Here is a 26,417-nt window from a genome sequence, read left to right on the forward strand (position 1 = left end):
GGCAGTGGGGAATATTGCACAATGGGGGAAACCCTGATGCAGCAACGCCGCGTGAAGGATGAAGGTTTTCGGATCGTAAACTTCTATCAATAGGGACGAAGAAAGTGACGGTACCTAAATAAGAAGCCCCGGCTAACTACGTGCCAGCAGCCGCGGTAATACGTAGGGGGCAAGCGTTATCCGGAATTACTGGGTGTAAAGGGAGCGTAGGCGGCACGCCGAGCCAGATGTGAAAGCCCGAGGCTTAACCTCGTGGATTGCATTTGGAACTGGCGAGCTAGAGTACAGGAGAGGAAAGCGGAATTCCTAGTGTAGCGGTGAAATGCGTAGATATTAGGAAGAACACCAGTGGCGAAGGCGGCTTTCTGGACTGAAACTGACGCTGAGGCTCGAAAGCGTGGGGAGCAAACAGGATTAGATACCCTGGTAGTCCACGCCGTAAACGATGAGTGCTAGGTGTCGGGGAGGAATCCTCGGTGCCGCAGCTAACGCAATAAGCACTCCACCTGGGGAGTACGACCGCAAGGTTGAAACTCAAAGGAATTGACGGGGGCCCGCACAAGCGGTGGAGCATGTGGTTTAATTCGAAGCAACGCGAAGAACCTTACCAAGGCTTGACATCCCGATGACCGCTCTAGAGATAGAGCTTCTCTTCGGAGCATCGGTGACAGGTGGTGCATGGTTGTCGTCAGCTCGTGTCGTGAGATGTTGGGTTAAGTCCCGCAACGAGCGCAACCCTTATCCTTAGTAGCCATCATTGAGTTGGGCACTCTAGGGAGACTGCCGTGGATAACACGGAGGAAGGTGGGGATGACGTCAAATCATCATGCCCCTTATGTCTTGGGCTACACACGTGCTACAATGGCTGGTAACAGAGTGAAGCGAGACGGCGACGTTAAGCAAATCACAAAAACCCAGTCCCAGTTCGGATTGTAGTCTGCAACTCGACTACATGAAGCTGGAATCGCTAGTAATCGCGAATCAGAATGTCGCGGTGAATACGTTCCCGGGCCTTGTACACACCGCCCGTCACACCATGGGAGTTGGAAGCACCCGAAGTCGGTGACCTAACCGTAAGGAAGGAGCCGCCGAAGGTGAAGCCAGTGACTGGGGTGAAGTCGTAACAAGGTAGCCGTATCGGAAGGTGCGGCTGGATCACCTCCTTTCTATGGAGAAAAGCGGAGAAAAGCTGCATAAAAGCTTTTGTCAGAATGGATTGCTTGCAAGACAGGCTGACAAAGAGGTTTTAGGTAGGTTTGCGGAGCAAATACATGAGTAATGCGAAGCATTACGAATGGTTTTCGTAAACATTTTTCAACGCAAGGTTGTGAAAGATATTCATTGTTCGGTTTTGAAGGATCAAACCTTCAAACAAAATAGGAAACACACAAAACATCTTCGGTGATGATGCGCTTGGGGGACACACCCGTTCCCATTCCGAACACGACGGTTAAGACCCAAGCGGTCGATGGTACTTGGTGGGCAGCTGCCTGGGAGAGTAGATGGTCGCCGAAGTCCTATGGGCTCATAGCTCAGCTGGTTAGAGCGCACGCCTGATAAGCGTGAGGTCGGTGGTTCGAGTCCACTTGAGCCCATTTTGTGTGGTCTGGGGATATAGCTCAGCTGGGAGAGCACCTGCCTTGCAAGCAGGGGGTCACGAGTTCGAATCTCGTTATCTCCACTTACCGGCTTAAAGAAGTCGGGATGCACCTTGAAAACTGAATACAAGTAAAGCAAAAATAGAGTCAATCGAGAAAACAAAATTTTCTATTTTCAAATGTAACAAAAGTTGTATCGCTACAACGAAACATTCCAGAGAAATAGCTATTATATTAAACTGGTCAAGCAAGAAAGAGCACAAGGAGAATGCCTTGGCACTAGGAGCCGATGAAAGACGTGGTAAGCTGCGAAAAGCTTCGGGGAGGCGCAAACAGCCATCGATCCGGAGATATCTGAATGGGGAAACCTACTTGAGCAAACCTCAAGTATCCATGCGTGAATCCATAGCGTATGGAAGGGAACGCTGTGAACTGAAACATCTAAGTAGCAGTAGGAGGAGAAAGAAAACTCGATTTCCTAAGTAGCGGCGAGCGAACGGGAAAGAGGCCAAACCGAAGGACCTGGTTCTTCGGGGTTGCGGACTGCAATTAGCATTGCTGAGAGATAGACGAATGGTTTTGGGAAAGCCAGCCGTAGACGGTGAAAGCCCGGTAGACGAAATCTTGAAGCAGCGAGCAGGATCCAGAGTACCACGAGACACGAGAAACCTTGTGGGAAGCCGGGGGGACCACCCCCCAAGCCTAAATACTCCCTAGTGACCGATAGTGAAGCAGTACTGTGAAGGAAAGGTGAAAAGGACCCCGGGAGGGGAGTGAAAGAGAACCTGAAACCTTGTGCTTACAAACAGTCAAAGGACGCAAGTCTGATGGCGTACTTTTTGTAGAACGGTCCGGCGAGTTACTAATGCCAGCGAGGTTAAGTGGTCAGAAGCCACGGAGCCGAAGGGAAACCAAGTCTGAATAGGGCGTAGAGTTGGTATTAGTAGACCCGAAACCGGGTGACCTATCCATGTCCAGGTTGAAGGAACCGTAAAAGGTTTTGGAGGACCGAACACACATGTGTTGAAAAACGTGGTGATGAGGTGTGGATAGCGGAGAAATTCCAATCGAACTCGGAGATAGCTGGTTCTCCTCGAAATAGCTTTAGGGCTAGCCTCGAGCTGGAGTCTAACGGAGGTAAAGCACTGAACTGACGCGGGGCCCAAAAAGGTTACCAACTCATATCAAACTAAGAATGCCGTCAAGATACCCTCGGGAGTCAGTCTGCGTGAGATAAGTCGCGTGGACAAAAGGGAAAGAGCCCAGACCGACAGCTAAGGTCCCAAAGTACGTGTTAAGTGGAAAAGGATGTGGGATTTCATAGACAACTAGGATGTTGGCTTAGAAGCAGCCATACATTTAAAGAGTGCGTAATAGCTCACTAGTCGAGAAAACCTGCGCCGAAAATGTAACGGGGCTAAAACACGACACCGAAGCTACGGATTCCTTACAAAGTAAGGAGTGGTAGAGGAGCATCCTGCAAGGACGAAGCCAAAGTGAGAGCGATGGTGGACGAAACAGGAGAGAGAATGCCGGAATGAGTAGCGAGATACATGTGAGAAACATGTAGGCCGAATATCTAAGGATTCCTGGGTAAAGCTAATCTTCCCAGGGTTAGTCGGGGCCTAAGGCGAGGACGAAAGTCGTAGTCGATGGATAACAGGTTGATATTCCTGTACTACACATAATCAGAACTGTGGGGACGCAGGAGGATAGGGAAACCGGGGAATGGAAAGACCCGGTCAAGCGTAAAGCTGTGGGAGATAGGCAAATCCGTCTCCTGTAAGTGAAACGTGATGAGGACTGAAAAAAAGTAAGGAAGTTTCCGAATCCACACTGCCGAGAAAAGCCGCTATTGCGTTATGTGTACCCGTACCGTAAACCGACACAGGTAGATGAGGAGAAAATCCACAGGCCGACGGGAGAAGTGTTGTTAAGGAACTCGGCAAAATGACCCCGTAACTTCGGGATAAGGGGAGCCTCGCAAGAGGCCGCAGAAAAGAGGCACAAGCAACTGTTTAGCAAAAACATAGGTCTATGCGAAACCGTAAGGTGAAGTATATGGGCTGACGCCTGCCCGGTGCTGGAAGGTTAAAAGGAGAGGTCAGCGCAAGCGAAGCTTTGAATTCAAGCCCCAGTAAACGGCGGCCGTAACTATAACGGTCCTAAGGTAGCGAAATTCCTTGTCAGGTAAGTTCTGACCCGCACGAAAGGCGTAATGATTTGTGCACTGTCTCGACAACACGCCCGGTGAAATTGAAGAACCAGTGAAGATACTGGTTACCCGCAACAGGACGGAAAGACCCCATGGAGCTTTACTGCAGCCTGATACTGGGATTCGATGATATATGTACAGGATAGGTGGGAGGCTAAGAAGCGAGAACGCTAGTTTTCGTGGAGCCGCCGGTGGGATACCACTCTTATGTCATTGAATTTCTAACCTGCATCCGTAATCCGGGTGAGGGACAATGTCAGGCGGGCAGTTTGACTGGGGCGGTCGCCTCCTAAAAGGTAACGGAGGCGCTCGAAGGTCACCTCAGAATGATTGGAAACCATTCAAAGAGTGTAAAGGCAAAAGGTGGCTTGACTGCGAGAGCGACGGCTCGAGCAGGTACGAAAGTAGGACTTAGTGATCCGGTGGTAATAAGTGGGAATGCCATCGCTCAACGGATAAAAGCTACCCTGGGGATAACAGGCTTATCTCCCCCAAGAGTTCACATCGACGGGGAGGTTTGGCACCTCGATGTCGGCTCATCGCATCCTGGGGCTGAAGTAGGTCCCAAGGGTTGGGCTGTTCGCCCATTAAAGCGGTACGCGAGCTGGGTTCAGAACGTCGTGAGACAGTTCGGTCCCTATCCGTTGTGGGCGCAGGAAATTTGAGAGGAGCTGTCCTTAGTACGAGAGGACCGGGATGGACGTACCTCTGGTGTACCGGTTGCAGACCAACTGCACAGCCGGGTAGCTATGTATGGAACGGATAAACGCTGAAGGCATCTAAGCGTGAAGCCGCCCTCAAGATAAGATTTCCCATTCTTCGGAAGTAAGATCCCTTAAAGATAATGAGGTTGATAGGTTGGAGGTGTAAGCATGGTAACATGTTCAGCTGACCAATACTAATAGATCGAGGGCTTGACCAAAAAAAGATTACTCAAGGATTGCTAAGTTTGTATTCAGTTTTGAAGGTGTAATCCCACCCAAGTGGGAGGCCGTTATACAGGGGTATAGTTCAGCTGGTAGAGCGTTGGTCTCCAAAACCAAATGTCGAGGGTTCGAATCCTTCTGCCCCTGCCATTTTTTTAAAAGAAAAACGATTCGCTATTTTTAATATGGCTCAGTAGCTCAGTTGGTTAGAGCGCCGGCCTGTCACGCCGGAGGTCGTGGGTTCGAGCCCCATCTGAGTCGTTTTGTGGAAGTTTAGCTCAGCTGGGAGAGCATCTGCCTTACAAGCAGAGGGTCACAGGTTCGAGCCCTGTAACTTCCACTTTTTTTATGCAAAAAAGTATCCCTCCTGCGAAATGCGGTGAGGGTCTTTTTATTGCGAACAGCGAGGAAAAATACAGAAAGAGGAACGGGGGAAATTCTATGCAGTCAAATTGCGAAACCTGTATGTATTTTGGATATGACGAGGAATTTGAGGAATATTTCTGCGAAGTGAATCTGGATGAGGATGAAATGGAAAAATTTCTCACGGACAGCTTTCAAGGCGGCTGTCCCTATTACCGTTTGGAGGATGAATACCGGACGGTGCGTAAGCAGATGTAAAGAAAGGGTCGAAACAATCAAAATTGTTTCGACCCTTTTTCGGTATAACGTGAAAAAGTAGGGAAATGCAGCTACGAATCAGCGGATGGATTGATAATTCTGTAAAATCCGGATATACTAACAACAATTTACGAAGCTTACGAAACGGAGGGATGACTTTGATTTATACGGTAACGGTGAATCCTTCGGTGGATTATGTGGTGCAACTGGGCGAATTTCACCTAGGGATGGTAAACCGTGCGCTGAATGAGGCGGTTTTTTCGGGCGGCAAGGGTATCAACGTCGCTATGATTTTGCAGAATCTAGGTGTAAGTAATCGTGCGCTGGGATTTCTGGCAGGCTTTACGGGTGATTTTATTGAGAAGGATTTGCGACGGCGCGGCTGTCGGACGGATTTTGTCCGTTTGGAAAAGGGTTTCAGCCGTATCAATGTGAAGCTGAAGGGGCAGGAAGGCAGCGAAATCAACGGCAGTGGCCCTGCGGTAGATCAGGCGGCGGTGCAGGCGCTTTTTGAGAAGATAAGCACCCTGCAGAAAGGAGATATTCTGATTATTTCGGGCAGCGTACCGCTCTCGCTGCCACAGGATTTTTATGAAAGAATCCTGGATTTATTGAAGGGGCGTGAGATTGATACGGTTGTGGATGCGACGGGGGAGGCGCTGCTGAAAACTCTGCGGTATGAGCCGTTTCTTATTAAGCCGAACCTTCAGGAATTGGAGGAGCTGGCGGAAAGACGTTTATTCACGCGCGAGGAAATCATTGCACAGGGAAAACGCCTGCAGGAGATGGGGGCGAAAAATGTGCTGATTTCTCTGGCGGCGGAGGGGGCAATCCTTCTGACGGCGGAGGGGGAGATTTTATTCGGCGAAGCCCCGAGAGGAAAGCTAGTCAATGCTGTTGGAGCGGGGGACTCTATGGTGGGCGGCTTTGTGGCAGGATGGGTGAAAACGGGCAACTACTGTGAGGCGCTACAATGGGGTGTTGCGGCAGGCAGTGCGAGTGCATTCTGTGAAACCTTGGCAACGGGGGAAGAAATTCGGAGATTATATGACGAAACCATCAATATCATTCGTGAGGAATGTTAAGAAAGGATGTATTTTCGATGAGAATTTCGGAGTTGTTGCAAAAAGAAAGCATTGCTCTTGGCAGAAAGCCACAGGATAAGGCGGATGCCATCGGGCAGATGGTGGAGCTGCTGGCGAAAAGCGGCAGTTTAGAGGATAAAAAGAAATTCAAGCAGGCAATTTTAGAGAGAGAACGCCTTTCTACCACAGGCATCGGTGAGGGCATTGCCATTCCACATGGCAAAAGCAGTGCGGTGAAACGGGCGGCGTTGGCGGCGATGGTTGTGCCACAGGGCGTGGATTTCGCGAGTGCGGACGGTGCGCCGGTGCATTTATTATTTATGATTGCGGTGCCTGAGGAGGGGGCGGAGCTGCATCTGGAGGTATTGGAACGGCTTGCCGCCATGCTGATGGATGAGGATTTTCGCAAAAGGCTGACTGCGGCAAAGGATGCGGCAGAATTTCTGCATATTTTAAGCATAGAGGAGGAAAAACGCTTTGCGGAGACTGCGGAAAAGCAGGAATATGATTATGACGTTCTGGCGGTGACTGCCTGCCCGACGGGGATTGCGCATACCTTCATGGCGGCGGAAAGTCTGGAAAACAAGGCGCGCGAGATGGGCATTACCATTAAGGTGGAAACCAACGGGAGCGGCGGTGCGAAAAATGTGCTGACGGCGAAGGAAATCCGAGCGGCGAAGGGAATTATTGTTGCGGCGGATAAAAATGTGGAGATGCAGCGGTTTTATGGAAAAAGGGTCTTGCAGGTGCCTGTTGCGGACGGGATTCGCAAGCCGGAGGTGCTGCTTGGGAAGATTTTGCAGGGCGAAGCACCTGTTTACGGCGAGGGTAAGGATGTGGAAATGGCGGACGGCAGAGAGGAAGTCCGCGGCAGAGGGAAGAAGGTCTATCGTGATCTGATGAACGGCGTTTCGCACATGCTTCCGTTTGTCATCGGCGGCGGTATTCTGATTGCGGTTGCGTTCCTTTTGGATGATTACAGCCTGAATCCTGCCAATTTCGGCTCCAACCTGCCGCAGGCTGCCTTTTTCAAGGCAATCGGGGATGCGGCGTTTGGCTTTATGCTCCCGATTCTGGCAGGCTATATCGCGATGGGGATTGCAGACCGACCTGCGCTTGCACCCGGCTTTGTGGGCGGCTTTCTGGCGAAGGAGGGCGGCAGTGGCTTTCTGGGGGCGCTTCTGGCAGGCTTTGCGGCAGGGTATCTGATTCTGCTGCTGAAGAAGCTCTTTGATAAGCTGCCGCGTTCTCTGGAGGGAATCAAGTCCATTCTGCTCTACCCTGTTTTCGGGATTCTCCTGATGGGGTTATTGATTCAGCTGATTATCAATCCGCCTGTGGCATGGCTGAATGAAGCGCTTTACGGGCTTCTGGCGCGGCTTGGCACCGGTAGCCGTGTACTGCTTGGGGTTCTTCTGGGCGGCATGATGAGCGTGGATATGGGGGGCCCAATCAATAAGGCGGCGTATGTATTCGGTACGGCATCCCTTGCGAGTAATGAATTTCAGATTATGGCGGCGGTCATGGCAGGTGGTATGGTGCCGCCGTTGGCGTTGGCGCTGGCAGTATTCGCCTTCCGGGATAAATTCAGCGAAAAGGAACGGCAGTCCGGCGTGGCAAATCTGATTATGGGGGCGTGCTTTATTACGGAGGGGGCGATTCCCTTTGCGGCAGCTGACCCTCTGCGCGTTCTGCCTGCCTGCATTATCGGCTCTGCGGTGGCAGGGGGATTGAGCATGTTTTTTGGCTGCGGACTGCGCGCACCGCATGGCGGCATTTTCGTTCTGCCCGTCATCAGTCATCCCTTCGGCTTTCTGGCAGCGGTTATTCTGGGGGCGTTGGTCGGGATGCTCCTGCTTGGCGTTTTGAGAAAAAGAATTGAGCCGCGCGAGTCATAACCGTAATTTTCCATCGGAAAGTCCCTTGCGTCTTTCGGCTGAATCTTTTATACTAATATAGAGAATTTTGGCGAATTTGTTTCAATCTGGGGAAAGCCCCAATCGTTTCCCTGCCCTTGGGCAGGGGTTACATAAAACAGCTTCGCCGCCGAAGGTTGTGAAGGAATGAACGTGCATTTACAAGAATGGGGAAAAGCCATCCTGCAGGCGGCTGTGATTATTGTGATTCTGTTTTTCTTCTGCTGGCCTATGCGGATTTCGGGCAGCTCCATGGAATCGACCATGAAGGATGGGGAAATCGTGCTGATGAGCCGCTTTGCGACGATGCAGGAAAAATATGAAACGGGCGATATTGTGATGTTCCATTATTATGATGCGGACGGGGGAAAAACGGTGGTAAAACGCATCATTGCCACAGAGGGCGACCACATCCGGATTCTGGCGGATGGCGGTGTGGAGGTGAACGGAGCAAGATTGCAGGAGGAATATATCCACGGCAGAACGGACGGTCTGGTGGATATGACTGTGCCGAGGGGAACGGTATTTGTGATGGGGGATAACCGTGGGGAAAGCTTTGACAGCCGCAACATGGGTGCAATTCCCTGTGAGGACTTGAAGGGGAAGGTGTTTTTCCGCCTGTTCCCTTTGGGAAGGATTCGGTAAACATAACATAAAAAGCATTGTCGGAGAAATGCTCCGGCAATGCTTTTTTGCACAGAAAAATTTTTAGCGATGGGGGAGATATTCCAGAAACCGTCTGACGGCAAGCGGAGCAGTTTTTCTGTCGCGCAGGGCAAGGACGATATCCCGATGGAAGGAGGGAACGGTTTCCTTTGCCGCCACCTGATAGGGAATCCGCTTCAAAATCAGACGGGGCAAAAGGCTGACCCCAAGACCGCTTTCCACAATGGAGAGAATGGCGTAATCATCCCAAGTAGTAAAACGGACATTGGGCGAAAGACCTTCTCTGCGGAAAAAATCGGCAATTTCGGCATTTTTGTCCTTCTCCAGCATCAGAAACGGCTCTTTGCAGAGGGCATCAAGAAAGATGCACTCCGCCTGTGCTAAGGGGTGTGTTGCAGGGAGGATAGCAAGAAAATCATCCCGTTCCAGAAAAATCGTATCCAAATCGGGACGGACGGGCAGGCAGAGAAAGCCGCAGTCTACTCGCCCTTCCCGAATCCATGCTTCAATTTCGCGATAATCCCCCAGAAGAAATTCATATTCGATATTGGGATAATCCTTCTGAAATTCCCTGATGATACTGGGGAGCCAATGCGTTGCAACACTGGAAAAGGTTCCGATGCGAATCAGCCCTGCGGTAAGCTCCTTTACATCCCCTGCCTGCTGCAAAAGGGATTGATAGGCATTGCAGAGCGTTTTCATCTGCGGCAGAAGCTTCGTACCCTCTGCCGTCAGGCGCACACCGCCGCGTCCGCGCTCCAGCAGGGAAAGAGAAAGCTCCTTTTCCACCTCCTGAATCATGCGGCTGATGCCCGATTGCGAATAGCACAGTGCTTCGGCTGCCTTGGTGATACTGCCAAGCTCTATGGTTTTTAGAAATGCCTCGTATTTTTGAATATCCAAGAAAGCTTCCCTCCCTTCTTTCTGTGCGAATTTATCATGCAAATTATGAAAAACATGCGCTTTTTCGTTGCTTTTTCTTATAGTATACTGAAACAAAAGAGAATTGCAAGGGGGAATCAGTTGTGCCACAGGAAAGAAAATCTTATTGGAACTACATCGCAGGATTGTTGTTATTCGGTTCAAATGGTATTGTGGCAAGCGGCATTGCGCTGGACAGCTATAAAATTGTATATCTGCGCTGTATCATCGGCATTACAGTGTTGCTCCTGCTGTTTTTGCTGACAAGGCAGAAGCGAAACGTCAAGGGATACGAGAGAGATTTATGCTTTCTGGCAATTTCGGGGGCGGCAATGGGCGGCAACTGGCTGTTTTTATATGAAGCGTATCAGCAGATTGGCGTGAGGACGGCATCGCTTTTGTGCTACTGCGGCCCTGTCATTGTGATGGCTTTGGCACCGATACTGTTCCATGAGAAATTGACACTGCATAAATGTCTTGGCTTTTTGGTGGTGCTTGTCGGTGTATTCCTTATTAACGGGCAGGCGGCGCAGGAGGGAAAAACCCTCTGGGGACTGTTTTGTGGCGGTATGTCGGCAGTGATGTATGCGGTGCTTGTGATTGCGAATAAGAAGGTGACGCATATCGTCGGAATGGAAAATGTGCTGTATCAGCTGCTGTTCAGCACGGTGACGGTGGCGATTTTTCTGCTTTTCCGAGAGGGGCTGTTCTTCTCGATTCCGGCAGACGCTTGGCGATTCGTACTTCTGCTTGGCGTTGTGAATACAGGTCTTGGGTGCTATCTTTATTTTTCATCTATCGGGCGGCTGTCTGTGCAGAGTGTTGCGGTTTTGGGCTATCTGGAGCCGTTTTCGGCTGTGGTGCTTTCGGCAGTGCTGCTGCGGGAGGGTATGAGTCTCCTGCGGCTTCTGGGCGTGGGATGCATCTTAGGTGGCGCGATGCTTGCGGAGATGAGTGGGAAAAAGACAAGGTCCTCCTTTTCAGAATAAAAGAAGCGGTGAAACACTCCCTCGTTTCACCGCTTCTCTCTGTATAAGCCCCATTTTCGACTTAAGCGACAAGTTCCTCCGCCATTTTTACAAGTTCATCTCCGCTCAGTTTGCCGTTAATCTGCAATAGCTGATACTGCGTGCCATCCTTTACGAAGGTAGCACTTTGCACCTCGCTGATTTCTACCTCTGCCGCGCCATAGCTGAATACAAGGTCGCCGTTTGCCTCGGCTCTTTTGTCTGCGTCAGTCAGCGTATAATCAGCGGGAACGAACTTATTCGTGTAGCTGTAGTAGTAAATATCGGTATCCCCGACAGTTTTTGCGACACTGCCCTGCAATTCCGCCTGAGAATTGTATTTATCCTGCGAAAAAATAACGATATCATCGTCCTTTTCATAGTCGAAGGATACAGATTTGAATTTTTCGATGGAATTGTTGTTTTCATCCTTCAAATTGTTGTTGATGATATTCCCGTCTTTGAAGGTATAGCCATTTGCAAAGCTGTCAATCAGAATGGGGGTATAGCCGATGTCATTCTTTACCTGCTGTGCCGTCGGCAGGGTTTTATAATCCGCAATGGCAGAGGAGGAGCTGAACCAGTTGGAGACTATTCCGTTTGCGGCAAACGCCGTCACACTCAGTGCCAGAGTTGCGGCAAGGGCGATACATGCTGTTTTCTTTTTGGATTTCATAATGACAGTCTTCCTTTCTGTATATGCGGAATCGAGTGTCCGGTTGACGTTCCGTTTGATTGCCTGTATATCAACGGCAAACGGACTGCAAACATCCCTGTTCTTTGGATTGATATTTAATTCTTCAAACAAGTCATTTTTTTGCTTCATAACAGTCCCTCCGCATGTAATAAAATTTCTTTCAGTTTTCGTTTTCCTCTGGAAAGCTTGGTTTTTACGGTAGATGGGTTTACGCCGGTCGCCTTTGCGATTTCTCGGATTTTTTCACCGAATATATAATAACGCACAAAGATTTCATTATCCGGTTCCCCTAAGCTCATAACGGCATCCCAGACAACACTTTCCGCCGTGTTCTCCTCCGGAATTGGGGCTTCATCGGGAAGCTCAATTTCGTCAAGGCTGGTGTAGTCTCTCTGCTTATTTAATTTCTTTAATGCGAAGTTTCGGGCAACCGCGGCGAGGTAGGCACGCAGCGTGCCCTTTTCCAAATCAATGGTATCTGCGTTCCTCCAGAGCGTTACAAACACATCGGATAGGATTTCCTCGATATCCTCCTTCGGCAGTCGGTTCCCGAGCATATTATAAAGAACCGTGCTGAGATAGGGGGTATAGACCGCGATTGCTTCGTCGATTGCATTTCTTTTTCCATTTTTGAGCCGCATGAGCAGCTTTTCTTCCTCTGCCATTTCAAACCTACTTTCTTTTGTAAGTGTAAAAGGATTTGTAAAGCGCCTTACACTCTTATATATCCTAAAAAATTGAAAAAGGTTTCATTTTTGAAAAAATAGTTTTTTTATACCATAAAGTATAGCCTTGCAGAAATGCAAGAAAAAAGAGCCTGCTGTCTGTATTATATAGACAATAGGCTCTTTTCGGTCAATGCACCATTTTGATGATGAGCAGCTTCTGCCCGGGGTAAATGAGGTCGGGGTTTTCAATCTCATTGATGGAAAGAATATCCTCCACCGTTGTGCGGTAGCGCTTGGCAATTTTCCAAAGCGTATCCTGCGGCTGTACCATATAAATGATTGCGCCTGCCATGGGGGAGGGGGCTGCTTCCTCCTCCGGCGTGATATCCTTCACGATTTCCGCCGTTTCGTCTCGCAGGACAACGGCTTCCATGGTGACGGCAGCACGCAGCTCGCCCTCCTGCTCGGAAAGCATTTGAAAATCCAAATCATCCAGACGCAACTGCACCGCGGCGGCATCGCCCTCCTCCACACCACGCAGCTCCATCATTTGCCCGAAGGGAATCCCGCGTTCCAGCATACAGAGCGGTGTTTCGTCATTCTCGCAGTGATACAGCAGGCTGACGGTCAGAACGCCATCGGCTTCTACGGCATCTGTGGTGGTGCGTGCTTCGGAAAGGCGCACCTCGCCCCAAACCTCCTCTGCGCGGAGCAGAGGCTTTTCGCTTTCCGCTAAGTGAATCCGTTCCTTCAGAGAGAATTGGTTTTTCCCGCTGCCGACGGTGACGGGGTAGGTGATGGTTTCCTTTTCGAGTGTGACCGTACCTGTCGGGGCATAGGCATCCTGCAGGATTTCTCGTTCAACGGTTTCTCTGCCCTGCAAGGCGGCGCTGACAGCGACATCGACCGCAAGCTGCCTTGCCTCGCCGTCTTCATCTACGGTAGGGGTCAGCTTTGCATCCTCAATCTGTAAAGTGCCGGTCAATTCGGTTTTCGGCTCGATGCCTTCCCCTTCCAGATAGCCGCTAAAAGGGATTTTTTCGCAGAAGCTGCCGAGATTGCCCTCGGTATCGCAATACAGCATACAAATGCGCAGATTGCCGCGCACCATTACCTTACCATCCATGGCGCGAATATCCTGCTCTGTGAGGTCGATGGTCTGCCAGAGGACATCTGCAATTTCGGGCTTGGCGGAGGGAAGGGTGATTTCCTCCTTGACGGTGAAGCGGTCTTTTAGGGGAGCGGTGTTCTGCTCCATCCGCAGTATGCCTTGCAGACATTCAATGCCCTCACCGCTGATACCGCTCAAAATTTCTGTATGATTTTGACGTTCGCCTGTTGCGGTCACGCCAAGGACGGCCTTCACGCCGATTTTTCTATCATTGATAATCTGGCAGTCCAGATGCTCCGGGACAGCATCAAGGGAGGTTTCCATATCCTTTTCCAGACCGTCGATATGTAAAAAATCCTCAAGGGGCAGGCTTGCCTGCATGGCATACAGCGGACGCTCGCCGTTTTTTGCCCGATAGAGCACAGAGATTTCCAGATCGCCCGAAAAGGAAATGCGGTCATCGGTGACGCGTTTTTCTCTGATTTTCACGTTTCCCTGACAGCGCAGGATTTCCTGCAGATCCGGCTTACTGTCGGGGACGATCATATCTCCTTCCAGAAGAATTTGAGAGGAACCGCTTGCGGCAGCGTCCTTCCAGTTCATATCCATTGTTTCCTTTGCCAATGTCAACGGCATAAAAACCCTCCTATTCTGAATCAAGTATCCTTCTTTTGCAAAAATGCCAAACAAATCTACACTTTGTCTCTATGCAAATATATGAAGGGGAGGGAATTTTATGAATGATATTTGAGGGGAAGGGATAAAACGTCCGCTATTCTTGAGAAATCTTTTTCAAAAAAGGCAAACGCTACGCATTTTAAATATTTTGAAAAAGAATTCCCTGCGAGCGGGTGAAAGGTTTAAAACGTCCGCGACTTTTGGGAAATCTTCTCTGAAATAGGAAATGCGTTGCATTTAAAATATTTCATCGAAGAATTCCCTGTGGGCGGACGATTATTTAATTTCCTGTTCCAGTGTATTAAACTCTGGGGTATCGAAAAATTCTGCAAGGGTAATATCCAGACCATCGCAGAGCATTTTCAGTGTGAGGATTTTTGGGTTATTGCTATTTCCGTAGAGGATACTTTTCAGAGAAGAAGGGGAAACGGCAGAAATCGTTGCCAGTTTATTGATGGTAAGGTTACGTTCCTCGCAAAGCTGCAAGATGCGGTTTCTGATTGCGGTAATGGTATTCATGTGGGTATCCTCCTATTTGTTTTTTTTCAGAATACCCAGAATTTATGGGTCTGTCAACGTCCGCAACCTTCGGGAAATCTTCTCTGAAATAGGAAAATGCGTTGCATTTAAAATATTTCATCGAAGAATTCCCTGTGGGCGGACAAAAAAAGACCTTTTATCTTATGGAGACAGAAGGGCATCAACGAGGCACAACACGGTTTGTTTTTTACGGTTATCCAATTTTTTAAAAGCGGAAAGCAGATGCAGTTCATCTGATTTTTGTTTTATGCCGACCAATTCATCAATGGTTACATCTAAAGCTTCTGCCAATTTAATCAGAGAATCAATAGAAGGTTCGTTTCTGCCGGATTCATAATTTGCGATGGCAGTACAGCCATAGTGCAGAGTCTTTGCTAGTTTGCATTGTGATAAATTTTTCCGTTTTCGATATTTTTTCAAATTGAAAGAGAAATCCGACATAAAATCACCTCTGTTTTATTATACTACTTTATCCTACTTTAGGCGAATAGTCAATACTAAGGGCGAGGATGTAGTATTGTTTGGTTAGAGGTGAGGAAAGATGAGACCACTGAAACAGAAGGTCAGCGTTACGCTGGATGAAGACATTGTAAAAAGAGTGAAGGAATTATCGGAGGAGCAACAGCGTTCTTTTTCGCAATATATCAATTTAGTTTTAACAGAGCATTTGAAGCATTTAGAGCAAACGGAAAAATAGAATATCGTATTTTTTACAAGCCCTTCAACTTGATTGAAGGGCTGATTTTTCGTCGTAAATTTTGCCGCCGCAGCAGGAATTTCCATGCAATTTCTTTGCGTCCTTATGATGGATATGCTATAATATACAATTAGCAAGCGTATACCCATTTTTCGGGTTCGCGCCTGCGGCGGGCAAGGTTTTTTATGATTTTTACGCAGAGGTGTATGATGAAAGGCTATTTTATTTCCGTGGAGGGCGGCGATGGCAGCGGCAAATCCACACAGATGCAGAGAATAGAGGCATATCTGACAGAGATGGGGCAGGAAGTCCTTCTGACCAGAGAGCCGGGTGGTACGCCGATGGCAGAAAAAATCCGAGAGATGATTCTTGACCCTGCCAACAGGGACTTGACGGGGCGTGCGGAAATGCTGCTGTATGCGGCGGCGCGCGCACAGCACGTTGAGGAAAAAATTCTTCCTGCACTCAGGGCAGGAAAGACGGTGCTTTCTGACCGTTTCACCGATTCCAGCATTGCCTATCAGGGCTTCGGCAGAGGTCTTGGGGATATGGTGGCAGAGGTAAACCGTATTGCAACAGGCGGTCTGGAGCCGGATCTGACGATTTTTCTGAACATTACCCCTGCGGCGGGGATGGCGCGGAAAAACCGACAGGACGGGCATGTGCTTGACCGTTTGGAGCAGGAAAAGGCGGCATTTCATGAAGCGGTGTATGCAGGCTATTTGCAGCTTGCGAAGGAAAACAGCACAAGAATTGCGGATATTGATGCGGACAGACCTGCCGAGGCCGTCTTTGCGGATATCCGAAAAGCGTTAGACAGAGTATTTGGCTTTGTGCCACAAAAATAAGGAGGGGTTTTTATGAAACTCATCATTGCGATTATTCAGGACGAGGATGCGAGCGAAGTAATCTCTCATCTGAACGAAGCAAAATTTCAGGTAACGAGACTTTCCACAAAGGGTGGCTTCCTGCGCGCAGGCAACACCACCATTATGACAGGTGTGGAGGATGAAAAGGTAGAAGGCGCGCTGAAAATCATCGAGGAAAACAGCAAGGCGCGTACCCAGTATGCGACACTGCCCTCCTCCTGCGGTGCCATGCACGGCTTGATTCTGGCACCCATTGAGGTAAAGGTTGGCGGTGCAACGGTATTTGTACTGGATGTGGAGCAGTTCCACAAATATTGATTCCGGAAAAATCCAAGGAAAGGAGCGGCGGATTTGTATACATTTGAGGAAATCCGAGGGAATACCCCTTTGGTGGAGCAGCTTAGGCGTTCTGCCGCGAGCGGAAGAAGCTCCCATGCCTATCTTTTCCTGGGCGGCGCAGGGGCAGGCAAGCGGCTGATTGCAAATACCTTTGCGAAGGCACTGCAATGTGAAGGCGAAAAACGCCCCTGTGACAGCTGCAAAAGCTGCCATGCCTTCAATCATGGCAACCACCCCGACGTGATTTATTTTCAGCCGTTGAAAAACGGGAAAACCTACACGATTGAGGATGTGCGCGAGCAGCTTCTGGAAACGGTGGATTTAAAGCCGTTTCGGTATGAAAAGAAAATTTATATCATCGAAAAGGCGGATACCTTGAATATCCAGAGCCAGAATGCGCTTCTGAAAACGCTGGAGGAGCCGCCTGCGCATGCGGTATTTCTGCTTCTGGCGGAGCGTGCCGAGGCATTTCTGCCGACGATTCTTTCCCGTGTGGTGGTGATGAAAATTCGTCCGCTTTCGGCGGAAACGATTGCGGATTACCTCATGCAGGCAGGTCATTTGGCAGAGGAAAGCCACATCCTTTCGGCGTATGCCCAAGGGCGAATCGGGCAGGCGTTGGAGCTTGTCGAGGATGAAGGCTTTCGGAAAATGCGGCAGGATATTTTGGGCAAATTAGAAGCCCTGCCCTCCATGAGCGAGGGGGATGCCTATCTGCTTGCGAAGGATTTTGAGGTCTATAAAAATGACCTGCGTTTTTTGGATATTATGGAATTATGGTATCGCGACCTGCTGACGGCAAAAAGCCTGCGGGAGGAAGGATACCTCATACAAAGAGATAAAAAGGATGCCATCTTTCGGGCGGCGAAGGAGCCTGCGGCACTTCTGGCGAAGAAGGCAGCCGCAGTCAGAACCGCACGAATGCGTCTGGCACAGAATGCAAATTTTCGGCTGACGATGGAAGTCATGCTGATGGATTTAAAGGAGACTGGTAAATGATAGAAGTAGTTGGAATTCGGTTCAAGAAGGCAGGGAAGATGTATTATTTTGACCCTGCCGGCATCAAACTGGAAAAGGAAGACGGCGCTATCGTGGAAACGGCGAGAGGAATTGAATACGGCACAGTCATCAAGGGCAACAGCTTTGTGCCGGAGGAGGCCATTGTTCCGCCGCTGAAGCAGGTGATGCGCAGGGCAACAGAGGAGGATACAAAATCCGTAGAGCAAAACCATAAGAAGGAAACAGAGGCTTTTGGGATTTGTCTGGAGAAAATCTCCCGTTTGGGGTTGGATATGAAGCTGGTGGATGTGGAGATGACGTTTGACAGAAATAAGCTGATTTTCTATTTCACCTCTGACGGGCGTGTGGATTTCCGTGAGCTGGTAAAGGAGCTGGCGGCGGTGTTCCGCATGCGTATCGAGCTGCGCCAGATTGGCGTGAGGGATGAAGCAAAAATGCTCAACGGCATCGGCATTTGCGGCAGACCGCTTTGCTGTGCAACCTTTCTGGGCGATTTTCAGCCTGTATCCATTAAGATGGCGAAGGAGCAGAATCTTTCCCTCAATCCTACAAAAATCAGCGGTATCTGCGGCAGATTGATGTGTTGTCTGAAATATGAAGAGGATGTTTATGAGGAACTCAATAAAAAGCTGCCCCGCGTGGGGGATATTATTTCCACGCCCGACGGTACAGGTGAAATTCTCACCACAAATGTGCTGATGCAGCAGGTAAAGGCGGCAGTCAGAAAGGTGGAGAACGATCCCCCGACTATTGGGTTCTATCATGTGGATGAAATCAAGCTGATTCGCTCTAAGAAGAAGCGCAAGCAGAATTCGGAGGGCGAAAAGCATCATGAGGAATGATATTACCATCCATCCCCATGAGAGAGTGGATGATCTGCATCGGGACGGGCATCTGATTATTCAGGATCCAAAGCGCTTCTGCTTTGGCGTGGATGCAGTCATTCTCAGCGGCTTTGCGAAGATAAAAAAAGGCGAGAACGTATTGGATTTAGGCACAGGCACAGGCATTATCCCGATTCTTTTGGCGGCAAAAACAGAAGGAAAGCATTTCACCGGATTGGAAATCCAGACGGAGAGTGCGGAAATGGCAAACCGCAGTGTGCTTTTAAATGAGCTGGAGGAACGGGTTTCCATCCAAGAGGGGGATATCAAGGAAGCGGTGCAGCTGTTCGGGGCATCCTCGTTTGATGTGGTGACTTCCAATCCGCCCTATATGAACGAGGGCGGCGGTCTGGTGAACCCCTTTGCGGCAAAGGCAATCGCAAGGCATGAGATTTTATGCTCTCTGGAGGATGTGGTTGCGGCGGCGGCACGGCTGCTCCGACCCTTGGGGCGGTTTTATATGATTCACAGACCGCACCGCCTGACGGATATCATGGTGCTTCTGCGACAGTATAAGCTGGAGCCGAAGCGGATTCGTTTCGTGCAGCCCTACGCCGATAAGGAGCCGACCATGGTTCTGGTGGAGGCGGCAAGGGGCGGCAAGCCCATGGTGAAGGTGGATGCACCTCTGGTGATTTATCAGGCACCGCAGGAATATACCGAGGAAATTGTAGAGATTTATTACGGAAAGGGACAGGCGTAAGGCGTTTGTTTATGGCAGGCTATGGCAGGAACATTGTATCTTTGTGCCACGCCCATCGGCAATCTGGAGGATATTACCCTGCGGGTGCTCAAGCTGATGGAACGCGTGGATGTGATTGCGGCGGAGGATACGCGCAATACCTTAAAATTACTGAATCATTTCGAGATTAAAACACCCATGACAAGTTACCATGAGCATAATAAGGTCACAAAGGGGCCTGTTCTGGTGGAGCGGCTTCTGGCAGGGGAAAGCATCGCACTGGTGACGGATGCGGGCATGCCCGGCATTTCCGATCCGGGGGCGGATTTGGTCAAGCTTTGCTATGCGGCAGGTGTGCCTGTGACGGTTGCGCCCGGTGCATCGGCGGCTGTGGTGGCATTGGTGCTTTCCGGTCTGGATACCAGACGCTTTGTGTTCGAGGGCTTTTTGCCGCCTGATAAAAAGGAGCGGAGAGCCATTCTGAAAACGCTGGAGCGGGAGCATCGCACGATGATTTTCTATGAGGCACCGCATCGCCTGACGGATACACTTGCGGAATTGGCGGAGCTGTTCGGCGAAAGCAGAGAAGTGGCGGCTGTCCGAGAACTGACGAAGAAATTTGAGGAGGTACGCAGGGCAACGATTGGCGAGCATCTGCGGTATTTTTCCGAAAATCCTCCGAAGGGCGAATTCGTTCTGGTTTGTGAGGGCTTTTCTTTAGAGGCACAGCGGCAGGCGGAGCGGGAAGGCTGGGAAAGCATTTCTGTAGAAGAACATGTCGCAAAATACGTTGCCGAGGGCATGAGCGAGAAGGATGCCATGAAGCAGGCGGCGAAGGACAGAGGGGTGTCTAAACGAGAGATTTATCAGATTCTGAAAAAATAAACGATTGCTGCCGCTTTGGCGGACAACGGAAAGGAGGTTTTTCAGATGGAAAGATTGCTGGCAGGCTTTTCTGCTTTAGGCTGGAGAGAGTATTTATTTGCGGCAGGGATGGCATATGTCCTGACCTATATTTACCGCGTTTTTCAGCGCCGCAAGGAAAGCGGGAAAAACAAAGAAAAAACCTATGTGATTCAGACCTTTGATAAGCGCGCGATTGACCGTTGTAAGGAGCTGTTTCCGATCGATGTGCTTTCGTTCAAGGGCAAGGAATTCAAAAGAGGGATGCAGATTCGGATTACAACAATACAGCAGAATGTGATTGTTGGGGAATTTATCGGGCTGAATCGTGTGAATTTGGTTTGCATTAAGACAGGCAATAAGATTATCGCACATCAGCTGGAAAAAATCGCAGAGGTCACAAAAGCAGAATAAAGGAATAAAAAGAAAGGGTAGTTGCAGAGGATTCTGTGACTGCCCTTTTTGGGTTGGCGGCGATGGGGCGCAGCCGCGCCAAGATGTTAGCAGTGCTTTGCACTGAATGGGCTCATTCGAGCCAAGAATCCGTTTGGTGAAGATAAGAGGTTCACCCGTTTGGAACTCTTTTGGCGAAATAAAGAATTTCGTTCTTACTTTTTATGCTAAAAAGTAACAAAAAACCCGGGACCCCTCCTCAATGGGCCCCGGACCCCCACAGGAGGTCCAAGAGGAACAATGTTCCCCTTGGATATCCCCTCCCCACAAGTCCCTTCGGGCAGTATAAAGTGCCTTTTCGGCATGGCTTGCTGTTTCATCCTTCGGGCAGGCTATCTTGAATTTTTCCGAAAAACGCAATATAGTTGCATAAAATAGTTGCAGGCGCATCTGCGCCGCTTTTATCTATGTCGTTTCCGACCTACGGGGAAGGGTTTGGAAAGGGAAACCTTGTGTCCCTTTCCTCGGTTGCGGAGGTTTGGAACCCATTGCGAAACGGGTTCCAAGTTTTTGTTACTTTTTAGCATAAAAAGTAAGGGTGGAATGCTTTGTTTTGCCGAGAAGGTTCCAAACGGGCGAACCGCTAATGTTGGCGAACCATTCTATTTTTGCGCATCTGCGCCCAATCAGTGCGGAGCACTGTTGCTTTTTCTTGCCCGCACCTATGCCAACATTTTGCCTTGGCAAATCGGCATTTGTACTGCCGCATTTCCATTCCGCGAGTGTCTATTTTGCCTGTTTGTATACAACTTTAACGGGATTTTAACGGGCAAAAATATTGAATTTTTTGGGCAGAGTCATATAATAAAATAGTACAGACCGACTGGTCTGATTTTTTCGTGAAAGGAAGACGGCGGCAGTTTTTGTTAAGCCGCAGGCATAAAAATCTGAGAAAAAGAAAGAGAACAGAAAGGAGGAATCCTATTTGAAAACAGAAAATGAGATTTTGGAAATTGCTTTTTTGTTGTTTTTGGAAAAGGGTTTTTCCGAGGTCTCCACAAATGAGCTGATTCGTGCGGCAGGGCTGACGAAGGGCGGTTTTTACTATTCCTTCAAAAGCCGAGACGATCTGGATCAGCAGGTGGTGGAAAAATATATCAGACCCTTTTTCTCTCGTCAGACAGAGGAAATGCAGCAGGCATGGGAAAAAAGCAGAGCGGAAACGCCGACGGCGGAGCTGCTGTGGAAGGGGTTTTTCCTGCCCCAGCGCTTTGCGAATTATCAGAAAAAAATCGGCAAAAAGATTGCCTTTCGGAATTTCTATTTCCTGCTTTATGAAGGGATGAAGAAATTTCCGGAGGTGGAGGAATATTTTAAGGAATTCAACAAAAAGAAGAGCAGACTGCTCTATGGAATTCTGGAAAGAGGACAGAAAAGAGGAGAAATCCTCAAAAGCATAGATCTGGAAAACTATGTAACCATGATTTTAGCCATGCAGGATGGCATTTTAGCCCTCCGCGTGCTGGATGAAACGATTGATGAGGAAGAAAAATATACAAAAATTCAATATCAGATGTGGAAGGAAATTTCCACTGCAAAGATGCAGAATTATGAAGACGGAGGTGTGACAAGTGCAGTCTCATAAAAACGATACTACATATAAAATGGGAATCGATATCGGCTCTACGACCGTTAAAGTTGTACTTGCCGATGAGGAAAACAAAATTGCCTTCAGCAGATACAGAAGACATTTTTCGGAAATCAAAAAAACAGTAAAGGATATCCTGAAGGAAGCGAAGGAGGAAATCGGCAATGCCATTTTCTCTGCCATGATTACCGGCAGCGGTGGCGTTGCTCTGGCAAAGGCGATTGGTGTGGAATTCATTCAGGAGGTGGTTGCGACAGCAAATGCCGTAGAAGCAACTGCACCCCAGACGGATGTTGCCATTGAGCTTGGCGGCGAGGATGCCAAGATTATCTATTTTGAAGGCGGCAACATAGAGCAGAGAATGAACGGTGTTTGTGCCGGTGGTACAGGCTCCTTTATCGACCAGATGGCAAGTCTTTTGCAGACAGATGCAACAGGACTGAATGAGCTGGCAAAGGGATATAAGGTGATTTATCCTATTGCATCCCGTTGCGGTGTATTCGCAAAGACGGATATTCAGCCCTTGATTAACGAGGGTGCCAAAAAAGAGGATTTGGCGGCTTCTATTTTTCAGGCGGTTGTCAATCAGACTATCGCAGGGCTGGCATGCGGCAAGCCTATCCGCGGACATGTTGCCTTCCTAGGCGGCCCGCTGCATTTCCTTTCCGAGCTGCGCCTGCGTTTCATTGAAACACTGAAGCTGACGGATGAAACAACGATTATTCCTGAAAATTCCCATCTGTTCGCCGCTTACGGCACAGCCGTTTCCAATAAGGGCGAAGCAGAGCTGGATTTTGATACATTGCTGCATAAGCTGGATAACGGCGTGGAGCTGACGGCAGAGGTTTCACGTATGGAGCCGTTGTTTAAGGATGAAGCGGATTATGCCGCTTTCAAGGAACGTCATGACAGAGATAAGGTAAGACGCGTGCCCCTGTCGAATTATCATGGGGATGCCTTCCTTGGTGTGGATGCAGGCTCTACTACAACAAAGGTGGCTCTGGTTTCCAAGGATGGTGATTTGCTCTATTCCTTCTATGCAGGCAATGAGGGCAATCCGCTGAACGTGGTTATGAAGAGCCTGAATGAAATGTATGATATGATGCCTGAGGATGTTGTGATTCGCAATTCCTGCGTGACGGGCTATGGCGAAGGGCTGATTAAGGAAGCCCTGATGATTGACCTTGGCTATATTGAAACCGTTGCACATTATAAGGCGGCGCAGTTCTTCAAGCCAGATGTGGACTTTATTCTGGACATCGGCGGACAGGATATGAAATGTATCCGCATTAAGGATAATGTCATCGACAGCGTTCTGCTGAATGAGGCATGCTCCTCCGGCTGCGGCTCCTTCATCGAAACCTTCGCAAAATCTCTGAATTATACCGTTGTGGATTTCGCAAAGGCTGCGCTGTTCGCAAAGCAGCCCATCGACCTTGGCTCCAGATGTACGGTATTTATGAATTCCCGCGTGAAGCAGGCACAGAAGGAGGGCGCAGAGGTTGCGGATATCTCCGCAGGTCTGGCGTATTCCGTTATCAAAAACGCACTGCTTAAGGTAATCAAGATTTCCGACCCGAAGGCAATGGGGAAATCCATGGTTGTACAGGGCGGTACCTTCTACAATGATGCGGTGCTGAAAAGCTTTGAAATGATCAGCGGCAGAGAGGCAGTCCGTCCCGATATCGCAGGCATCATGGGGGCCTTCGGCGCAGGGCTGATTGCCAGAGATAAATACACCGCAGGCTATCAGACCACGCTCATCAGCCGCGATGAAATGAACGCATTGGAAGTACATTCCAATATGGCAAGATGTCAAGGCTGCACCAACCACTGCCTGCTGACGGTCAATCTGTTCAGCGGCGGCAGACGCTTCATCACAGGCAACCGCTGTGAAAGAGGTCTGGGCAAGGAAAAAATTGAGAACCCTGCACCTAACCTGTATGATTATAAACGCCATAGACTGTTCGATTATGAACCCTTGACGGCAGAACAGGCAACGAAGGGAACAGTCGGTATCCCTCGCGTGCTGAATATGTTTGAGGATTATCCCTTCTGGTATACCTTCTTTACCAAGCTGGGATACAGGGTGGTGCTTTCTCCCTTCTCCTCCAAGGCAGTGTTTGAGATGGGCATGGAATCCATCCCCAGTGAATCTGTCTGCTACCCTGCAAAGCTGGTGCATGGGCATATCATGTGGCTGATTAACGCAGGCGTTGATTTTATCTTCTATCCCGGTGTGGTTTACGAAAGACGGGACAGCGCCGCGGCGGATAATAACTATAACTGCCCTATTGTGGCATCCTATAATGAAAATATCAAAAACAACGTGGAGGATTTGCGAGAAAAGAATATCAAATTCATGAATCCCTTCCTTGCGCTGGATAAAATTGAAACCGTCATTAAGCGTATGCAGGAGGAATTTGTACCCATGGGCTGTGATGCCAAGGAGATTAAGGCGGCAGTGGAAGCCGGCTGGAAGGAATGGGGCAATTTCCGCAGAGATATGCGCAAAAAAGGCGAGGAAACGCTGAAATATATCCGTGAGAATAACATGACGGGTATTGTTCTGGCAGGCAGACCCTACCATGCAGACCCTGAAATCAACCACGGGATTCCCGAACTGATTGCAGGCTACCGCATTGCCGTTCTGACGGAGGACAGCGTGGCGCATCTGGGACATGTGGAACGTCCCACCGTTGTGCGTGACCAGTGGACGTATCATTCCAGATTGTATGAAGCGGCGGCATTTGTAAAGAAGCTGAAGGATATCGAATTTGTACAGCTGAACTCCTTTGGCTGCGGTCTGGATGCCGTAACAACCGATGAGGTGAAATCGATTCTGACAGCCGCCGGCAAGATTTATACTGCCTTGAAGATTGATGAGGTAAATAACCTTGGTGCGGCGCGTATTCGTATCCGCTCCCTGATTGCGGCGATTGAGGACAGAAAGGAAAAGCATGTGCAGATTAAGGAAGGGGATGCTTCCCTGCACCGCGTGCTTTTCACAAAGGAAATGAAGAAGGAATATACCATCATTTGTCCGCAGATGTCGCCCATTCATTTTGAGCTTCTGGAGCCTGCATTCCGTCAGGCAGGGTATAAAATCGAAGTAATGGCGGCAATGGATAAGCATGCCATTGAAACAGGGTTGAAATATGTCAATAATGATGCCTGCTATCCTGCACTCATTTCCATCGGGCAGCTGCTGAATGCACTGCTTTCCGGTAAATATGACCTGAACCGTACGGCGCTTCTCATCACCCAGACGGGCGGCGGCTGTCGTGCAACAAACTATATTGCCTTTATCCGTAAGGCACTGGAAAATATGGGTATGCCCAATATTCCCGTTATCTCCATCAACCCTGCGGGGCTGGAAAAGAACCCCGGCTTTAAATATGAGCCCGCCCTGTTGCATCGCGCATTGCAGGCGATTGTATACGGCGATTTGTTCATGCGTGTGCTGTACCGCACCAGACCCTATGAAAAGGTAAAGGGCTCTGCAAATGCCCTGCATGAAAAATGGGTAGAAAAGCTGAAAAAAGACCTGCTCAAGGCAGACAGAAGAACGTACTCTGAAAATATCCGCAACATTATCAGGGAATTTGAGGAGCTGCCTTTGTTGGATATCAAGAAGCCCAGAGTCGGCGTGGTTGGGGAAATTTTGGTAAAATTCCACCCTACTGCAAATAACGATCTGGTCAACCTTCTGGAACGCGAAGGCGCAGAAGCGGTTGTACCCGATTTGCTGACCTTTGCGCTGTATTGCTGTCATAATCAGGTGCAGAAGGAAAAATATCTGGGCGGCAGCAGAAAGGCGCGCATTGTCGGGAATCTGGTGGCGAAGGTTATCGAATGGTATCAGAAGCCTATGATGGATGCTCTGGAAAAGAGCAAACGCTTTGATAAGCCCGAAAACATCAGAAGCCTTGGCAAGGAGGCGGAAAAGATTGTTTCCCTCTGCAACCAGACGGGCGAGGGTTGGTTCCTGACAGCGGAAATGATTGAACTGATTCATAGCGGTGTGCCGAATATCGTCTGCACACAGCCCTTCGGTTGTCTGCCGAACCATGTTGTTGGCAAGGGTGTCATCAAGGAGCTGCGCAAGCAGTACCCCATGTCCAACGTGGTTGCGATTGACTATGATCCCGGTGCAAGTGAGGTCAACCAGCTGAACCGTATCAAGCTGATGTTGGCAAGCGCAAATAAAAATCTGGAAAAGGCAAATGAACATAATACAAAGAAGCTGAAAAAGCCCCATTCTGCGGAACGGGTTGCTTTCAAGATTGAAGATTAAAGCGCTGAGCGCTAAGTTGAAAACAGGTTTTCAACT

General features: G+C 49.2%; 21 protein-coding genes, 5 tRNA genes and 3 rRNA genes. 23 read left to right on the forward strand and 6 right to left on the reverse strand.

What is annotated here, in order from left to right; genetic code table 11:
- The 12 genes from EJE48_RS09960 to lepB all read left to right on the forward strand — a co-directional run.
- Nucleotides 1-1,166: ribosomal RNA gene (locus EJE48_RS09960) — 16S ribosomal RNA — on the forward strand; the annotation flags it as partial.
- A gap of 231 nt (nt 1,167-1,397) precedes the next feature.
- Nucleotides 1,398-1,515 (forward strand): 5S ribosomal RNA (rrf, locus tag EJE48_RS09965).
- A gap of 6 nt (nt 1,516-1,521) precedes the next feature.
- Nucleotides 1,522-1,595 (forward strand) — tRNA-Ile (locus EJE48_RS09970).
- 13 nt (nt 1,596-1,608) lie between these two features.
- Nucleotides 1,609-1,681: transfer RNA gene (locus EJE48_RS09975), tRNA-Ala, on the forward strand.
- 158 nt (nt 1,682-1,839) lie between these two features.
- Nucleotides 1,840-4,735: ribosomal RNA gene (locus tag EJE48_RS09980) — 23S ribosomal RNA — on the forward strand.
- A 78-nt stretch (nt 4,736-4,813) separates the two neighbouring features.
- Nucleotides 4,814-4,889, forward strand: a tRNA-Trp gene (locus EJE48_RS09985).
- 37 nt (nt 4,890-4,926) lie between these two features.
- A tRNA-Asp gene (locus tag EJE48_RS09990) sits at nt 4,927-5,000 on the forward strand.
- A gap of 6 nt (nt 5,001-5,006) precedes the next feature.
- Nucleotides 5,007-5,079, forward strand: a tRNA-Val gene (locus EJE48_RS09995).
- A gap of 101 nt (nt 5,080-5,180) precedes the next feature.
- Nucleotides 5,181-5,360, forward strand: a complete 180-nt coding sequence (locus EJE48_RS10000; RefSeq protein WP_016406614.1) for a DUF6472 family protein — start codon at nt 5,181-5,183, stop codon at nt 5,358-5,360.
- A gap of 158 nt (nt 5,361-5,518) precedes the next feature.
- Nucleotides 5,519-6,445, forward strand: a complete 927-nt coding sequence (pfkB, locus tag EJE48_RS10005; RefSeq protein WP_016406613.1) for a 1-phosphofructokinase — start codon at nt 5,519-5,521, stop codon at nt 6,443-6,445.
- Between the two features lie 17 nt (nt 6,446-6,462).
- Nucleotides 6,463-8,343 carry a PTS fructose transporter subunit IIABC gene (locus EJE48_RS10010; protein ID WP_118581194.1) on the forward strand — a complete coding sequence of 627 codons (1,881 nt, stop codon included), beginning with the start codon at nt 6,463-6,465 and terminating at the stop codon, nt 8,341-8,343.
- A gap of 165 nt (nt 8,344-8,508) precedes the next feature.
- Complete coding sequence (gene lepB, locus EJE48_RS10015; protein ID WP_118581191.1) at nt 8,509-9,006, forward strand: signal peptidase I; 498 nt, start codon at nt 8,509-8,511, stop codon at nt 9,004-9,006.
- A 63-nt stretch (nt 9,007-9,069) separates the two neighbouring features.
- Here the strand turns inward: lepB and EJE48_RS10020 are convergent, their stop codons facing one another.
- The gene (locus EJE48_RS10020) at nt 9,070-9,930 is read right to left on the reverse strand and encodes a LysR family transcriptional regulator (RefSeq protein ID WP_118581188.1); all 861 of its coding nucleotides are present in this window, start codon (nt 9,928-9,930) and stop codon (nt 9,070-9,072) included.
- A gap of 122 nt (nt 9,931-10,052) precedes the next feature.
- Here EJE48_RS10020 and EJE48_RS10025 point away from each other — a divergent pair, with 122 nt between their 5' ends.
- Entirely contained in the window at nt 10,053-10,937 is an 885-nt protein-coding gene (locus EJE48_RS10025) for a DMT family transporter (protein WP_118581185.1), read from the forward strand.
- A gap of 61 nt (nt 10,938-10,998) precedes the next feature.
- On the opposite strand, the gene EJE48_RS10030 is transcribed toward EJE48_RS10025, so the two are convergent.
- From EJE48_RS10030 to EJE48_RS10050, 5 genes are all read right to left on the reverse strand, one after another.
- Nucleotides 10,999-11,781, reverse strand: a complete 783-nt coding sequence (locus tag EJE48_RS10030; protein ID WP_118581182.1) for a hypothetical protein — start codon at nt 11,779-11,781, stop codon at nt 10,999-11,001.
- Entirely contained in the window at nt 11,778-12,317 is a 540-nt protein-coding gene (locus tag EJE48_RS10035; RefSeq protein ID WP_118581179.1) for an RNA polymerase sigma factor, read from the reverse strand. The genes EJE48_RS10030 and EJE48_RS10035 overlap by 4 nt, the downstream gene beginning before the upstream one ends.
- Before the next feature lie 190 nt (nt 12,318-12,507).
- The gene (locus EJE48_RS10040) at nt 12,508-14,067 is read right to left on the reverse strand and encodes a DUF3794 and LysM peptidoglycan-binding domain-containing protein (RefSeq protein WP_118581176.1); all 1,560 of its coding nucleotides are present in this window, start codon (nt 14,065-14,067) and stop codon (nt 12,508-12,510) included.
- Nucleotides 14,068-14,385: 318 nt separating this feature from the next.
- On the reverse strand, nt 14,386-14,628 hold the full coding sequence (locus EJE48_RS10045) for a helix-turn-helix domain-containing protein (RefSeq protein WP_118581173.1): 243 nt from the start codon (nt 14,626-14,628) through the stop codon (nt 14,386-14,388).
- A 162-nt stretch (nt 14,629-14,790) separates the two neighbouring features.
- Nucleotides 14,791-15,090, reverse strand: a complete 300-nt coding sequence (locus EJE48_RS10050) for a helix-turn-helix domain-containing protein (RefSeq protein WP_016407014.1) — start codon at nt 15,088-15,090, stop codon at nt 14,791-14,793.
- A 100-nt stretch (nt 15,091-15,190) separates the two neighbouring features.
- On the opposite strand from EJE48_RS10050, the gene EJE48_RS10055 reads away from it, so the two are divergent.
- The 10 genes from EJE48_RS10055 to EJE48_RS10100 all read left to right on the forward strand — a co-directional run bounded on the left by EJE48_RS10055 (nt 15,191) and on the right by EJE48_RS10100 (nt 26,381).
- Entirely contained in the window at nt 15,191-15,346 is a 156-nt protein-coding gene (locus EJE48_RS10055; protein WP_016407015.1) for a ribbon-helix-helix domain-containing protein, read from the forward strand.
- A 209-nt stretch (nt 15,347-15,555) separates the two neighbouring features.
- Nucleotides 15,556-16,194, forward strand: a complete 639-nt coding sequence (tmk, locus tag EJE48_RS10060) for a dTMP kinase (protein ID WP_124984596.1) — start codon at nt 15,556-15,558, stop codon at nt 16,192-16,194.
- 12 nt (nt 16,195-16,206) lie between these two features.
- Nucleotides 16,207-16,533, forward strand: a complete 327-nt coding sequence (locus EJE48_RS10065) for a cyclic-di-AMP receptor (protein ID WP_016407017.1) — start codon at nt 16,207-16,209, stop codon at nt 16,531-16,533.
- Between the two features lie 33 nt (nt 16,534-16,566).
- Nucleotides 16,567-17,553, forward strand: a complete 987-nt coding sequence (locus EJE48_RS10070) for a DNA polymerase III subunit (protein ID WP_124984546.1) — start codon at nt 16,567-16,569, stop codon at nt 17,551-17,553.
- Nucleotides 17,550-18,416 (forward strand): PSP1 domain-containing protein, encoded by an 867-nt coding sequence (locus EJE48_RS10075; protein WP_124984547.1) that lies wholly within the window; start codon nt 17,550-17,552, stop codon nt 18,414-18,416. Before EJE48_RS10070 ends, EJE48_RS10075 begins: the two co-directional genes overlap by 4 nt.
- Entirely contained in the window at nt 18,406-19,161 is a 756-nt protein-coding gene (locus EJE48_RS10080; RefSeq protein WP_124984548.1) for a tRNA1(Val) (adenine(37)-N6)-methyltransferase, read from the forward strand. The genes EJE48_RS10075 and EJE48_RS10080 overlap by 11 nt, the downstream gene beginning before the upstream one ends.
- Nucleotides 19,162-19,182: 21 nt before the next feature.
- Nucleotides 19,183-20,025 (forward strand): 16S rRNA (cytidine(1402)-2'-O)-methyltransferase, encoded by an 843-nt coding sequence (gene rsmI / locus EJE48_RS10085; protein ID WP_118581158.1) that lies wholly within the window; start codon nt 19,183-19,185, stop codon nt 20,023-20,025.
- Nucleotides 20,026-20,070: 45 nt separating this feature from the next.
- The gene (locus tag EJE48_RS10090; protein WP_016407022.1) at nt 20,071-20,457 is read left to right on the forward strand and encodes a hypothetical protein; all 387 of its coding nucleotides are present in this window, start codon (nt 20,071-20,073) and stop codon (nt 20,455-20,457) included.
- 964 nt (nt 20,458-21,421) lie between these two features.
- Nucleotides 21,422-22,081 carry a TetR/AcrR family transcriptional regulator gene (locus EJE48_RS10095; protein WP_016407024.1) on the forward strand — a complete coding sequence of 220 codons (660 nt, stop codon included), beginning with the start codon at nt 21,422-21,424 and terminating at the stop codon, nt 22,079-22,081.
- A 19-nt stretch (nt 22,082-22,100) separates the two neighbouring features.
- Entirely contained in the window at nt 22,101-26,381 is a 4,281-nt protein-coding gene (locus tag EJE48_RS10100) for a 2-hydroxyacyl-CoA dehydratase (RefSeq protein WP_118581253.1), read from the forward strand.
- The last annotated feature ends 36 nt before the right edge of the window (nt 26,382-26,417 follow it).

Origin of the sequence: Anaerotignum faecicola, assembly GCF_003865035.1 — a bacterium.
Classification (GTDB): Bacteria; Bacillota; Clostridia; order Lachnospirales; family Anaerotignaceae; genus Anaerotignum_A; species Anaerotignum_A faecicola.

Coding starts and splice junctions, on each gene's coding strand:
- EJE48_RS10000 (WP_016406614.1), top strand. CDS start 5,181: ATGCAGTCAAATTGCGAAACCTGTATGTATTTTGGATATGACGAGGAA.
- EJE48_RS10090 (WP_016407022.1), top strand. CDS start 20,071: ATGGAAAGATTGCTGGCAGGCTTTTCTGCTTTAGGCTGGAGAGAGTAT.
- EJE48_RS10075 (WP_124984547.1), top strand. CDS start 17,550: ATGATAGAAGTAGTTGGAATTCGGTTCAAGAAGGCAGGGAAGATGTAT.
- lepB (WP_118581191.1), top strand. CDS start 8,509: ATGAACGTGCATTTACAAGAATGGGGAAAAGCCATCCTGCAGGCGGCT.
- EJE48_RS10035 (WP_118581179.1), bottom strand. CDS start 12,317: ATGGCAGAGGAAGAAAAGCTGCTCATGCGGCTCAAAAATGGAAAAAGA.
- EJE48_RS10055 (WP_016407015.1), top strand. CDS start 15,191: ATGAGACCACTGAAACAGAAGGTCAGCGTTACGCTGGATGAAGACATT.
- EJE48_RS10045 (WP_118581173.1), bottom strand. CDS start 14,628: ATGAATACCATTACCGCAATCAGAAACCGCATCTTGCAGCTTTGCGAG.
- EJE48_RS10100 (WP_118581253.1), top strand. CDS start 22,101: ATGGGAATCGATATCGGCTCTACGACCGTTAAAGTTGTACTTGCCGAT.
- EJE48_RS10050 (WP_016407014.1), bottom strand. CDS start 15,090: ATGTCGGATTTCTCTTTCAATTTGAAAAAATATCGAAAACGGAAAAAT.
- tmk (WP_124984596.1), top strand. CDS start 15,556: ATGAAAGGCTATTTTATTTCCGTGGAGGGCGGCGATGGCAGCGGCAAA.
- EJE48_RS10080 (WP_124984548.1), top strand. CDS start 18,406: ATGAGGAATGATATTACCATCCATCCCCATGAGAGAGTGGATGATCTG.
- EJE48_RS10040 (WP_118581176.1), bottom strand. CDS start 14,067: ATGCCGTTGACATTGGCAAAGGAAACAATGGATATGAACTGGAAGGAC.
- EJE48_RS10010 (WP_118581194.1), top strand. CDS start 6,463: ATGAGAATTTCGGAGTTGTTGCAAAAAGAAAGCATTGCTCTTGGCAGA.
- rsmI (WP_118581158.1), top strand. CDS start 19,183: ATGGCAGGAACATTGTATCTTTGTGCCACGCCCATCGGCAATCTGGAG.
- EJE48_RS10030 (WP_118581182.1), bottom strand. CDS start 11,781: ATGAAGCAAAAAAATGACTTGTTTGAAGAATTAAATATCAATCCAAAG.
- EJE48_RS10065 (WP_016407017.1), top strand. CDS start 16,207: ATGAAACTCATCATTGCGATTATTCAGGACGAGGATGCGAGCGAAGTA.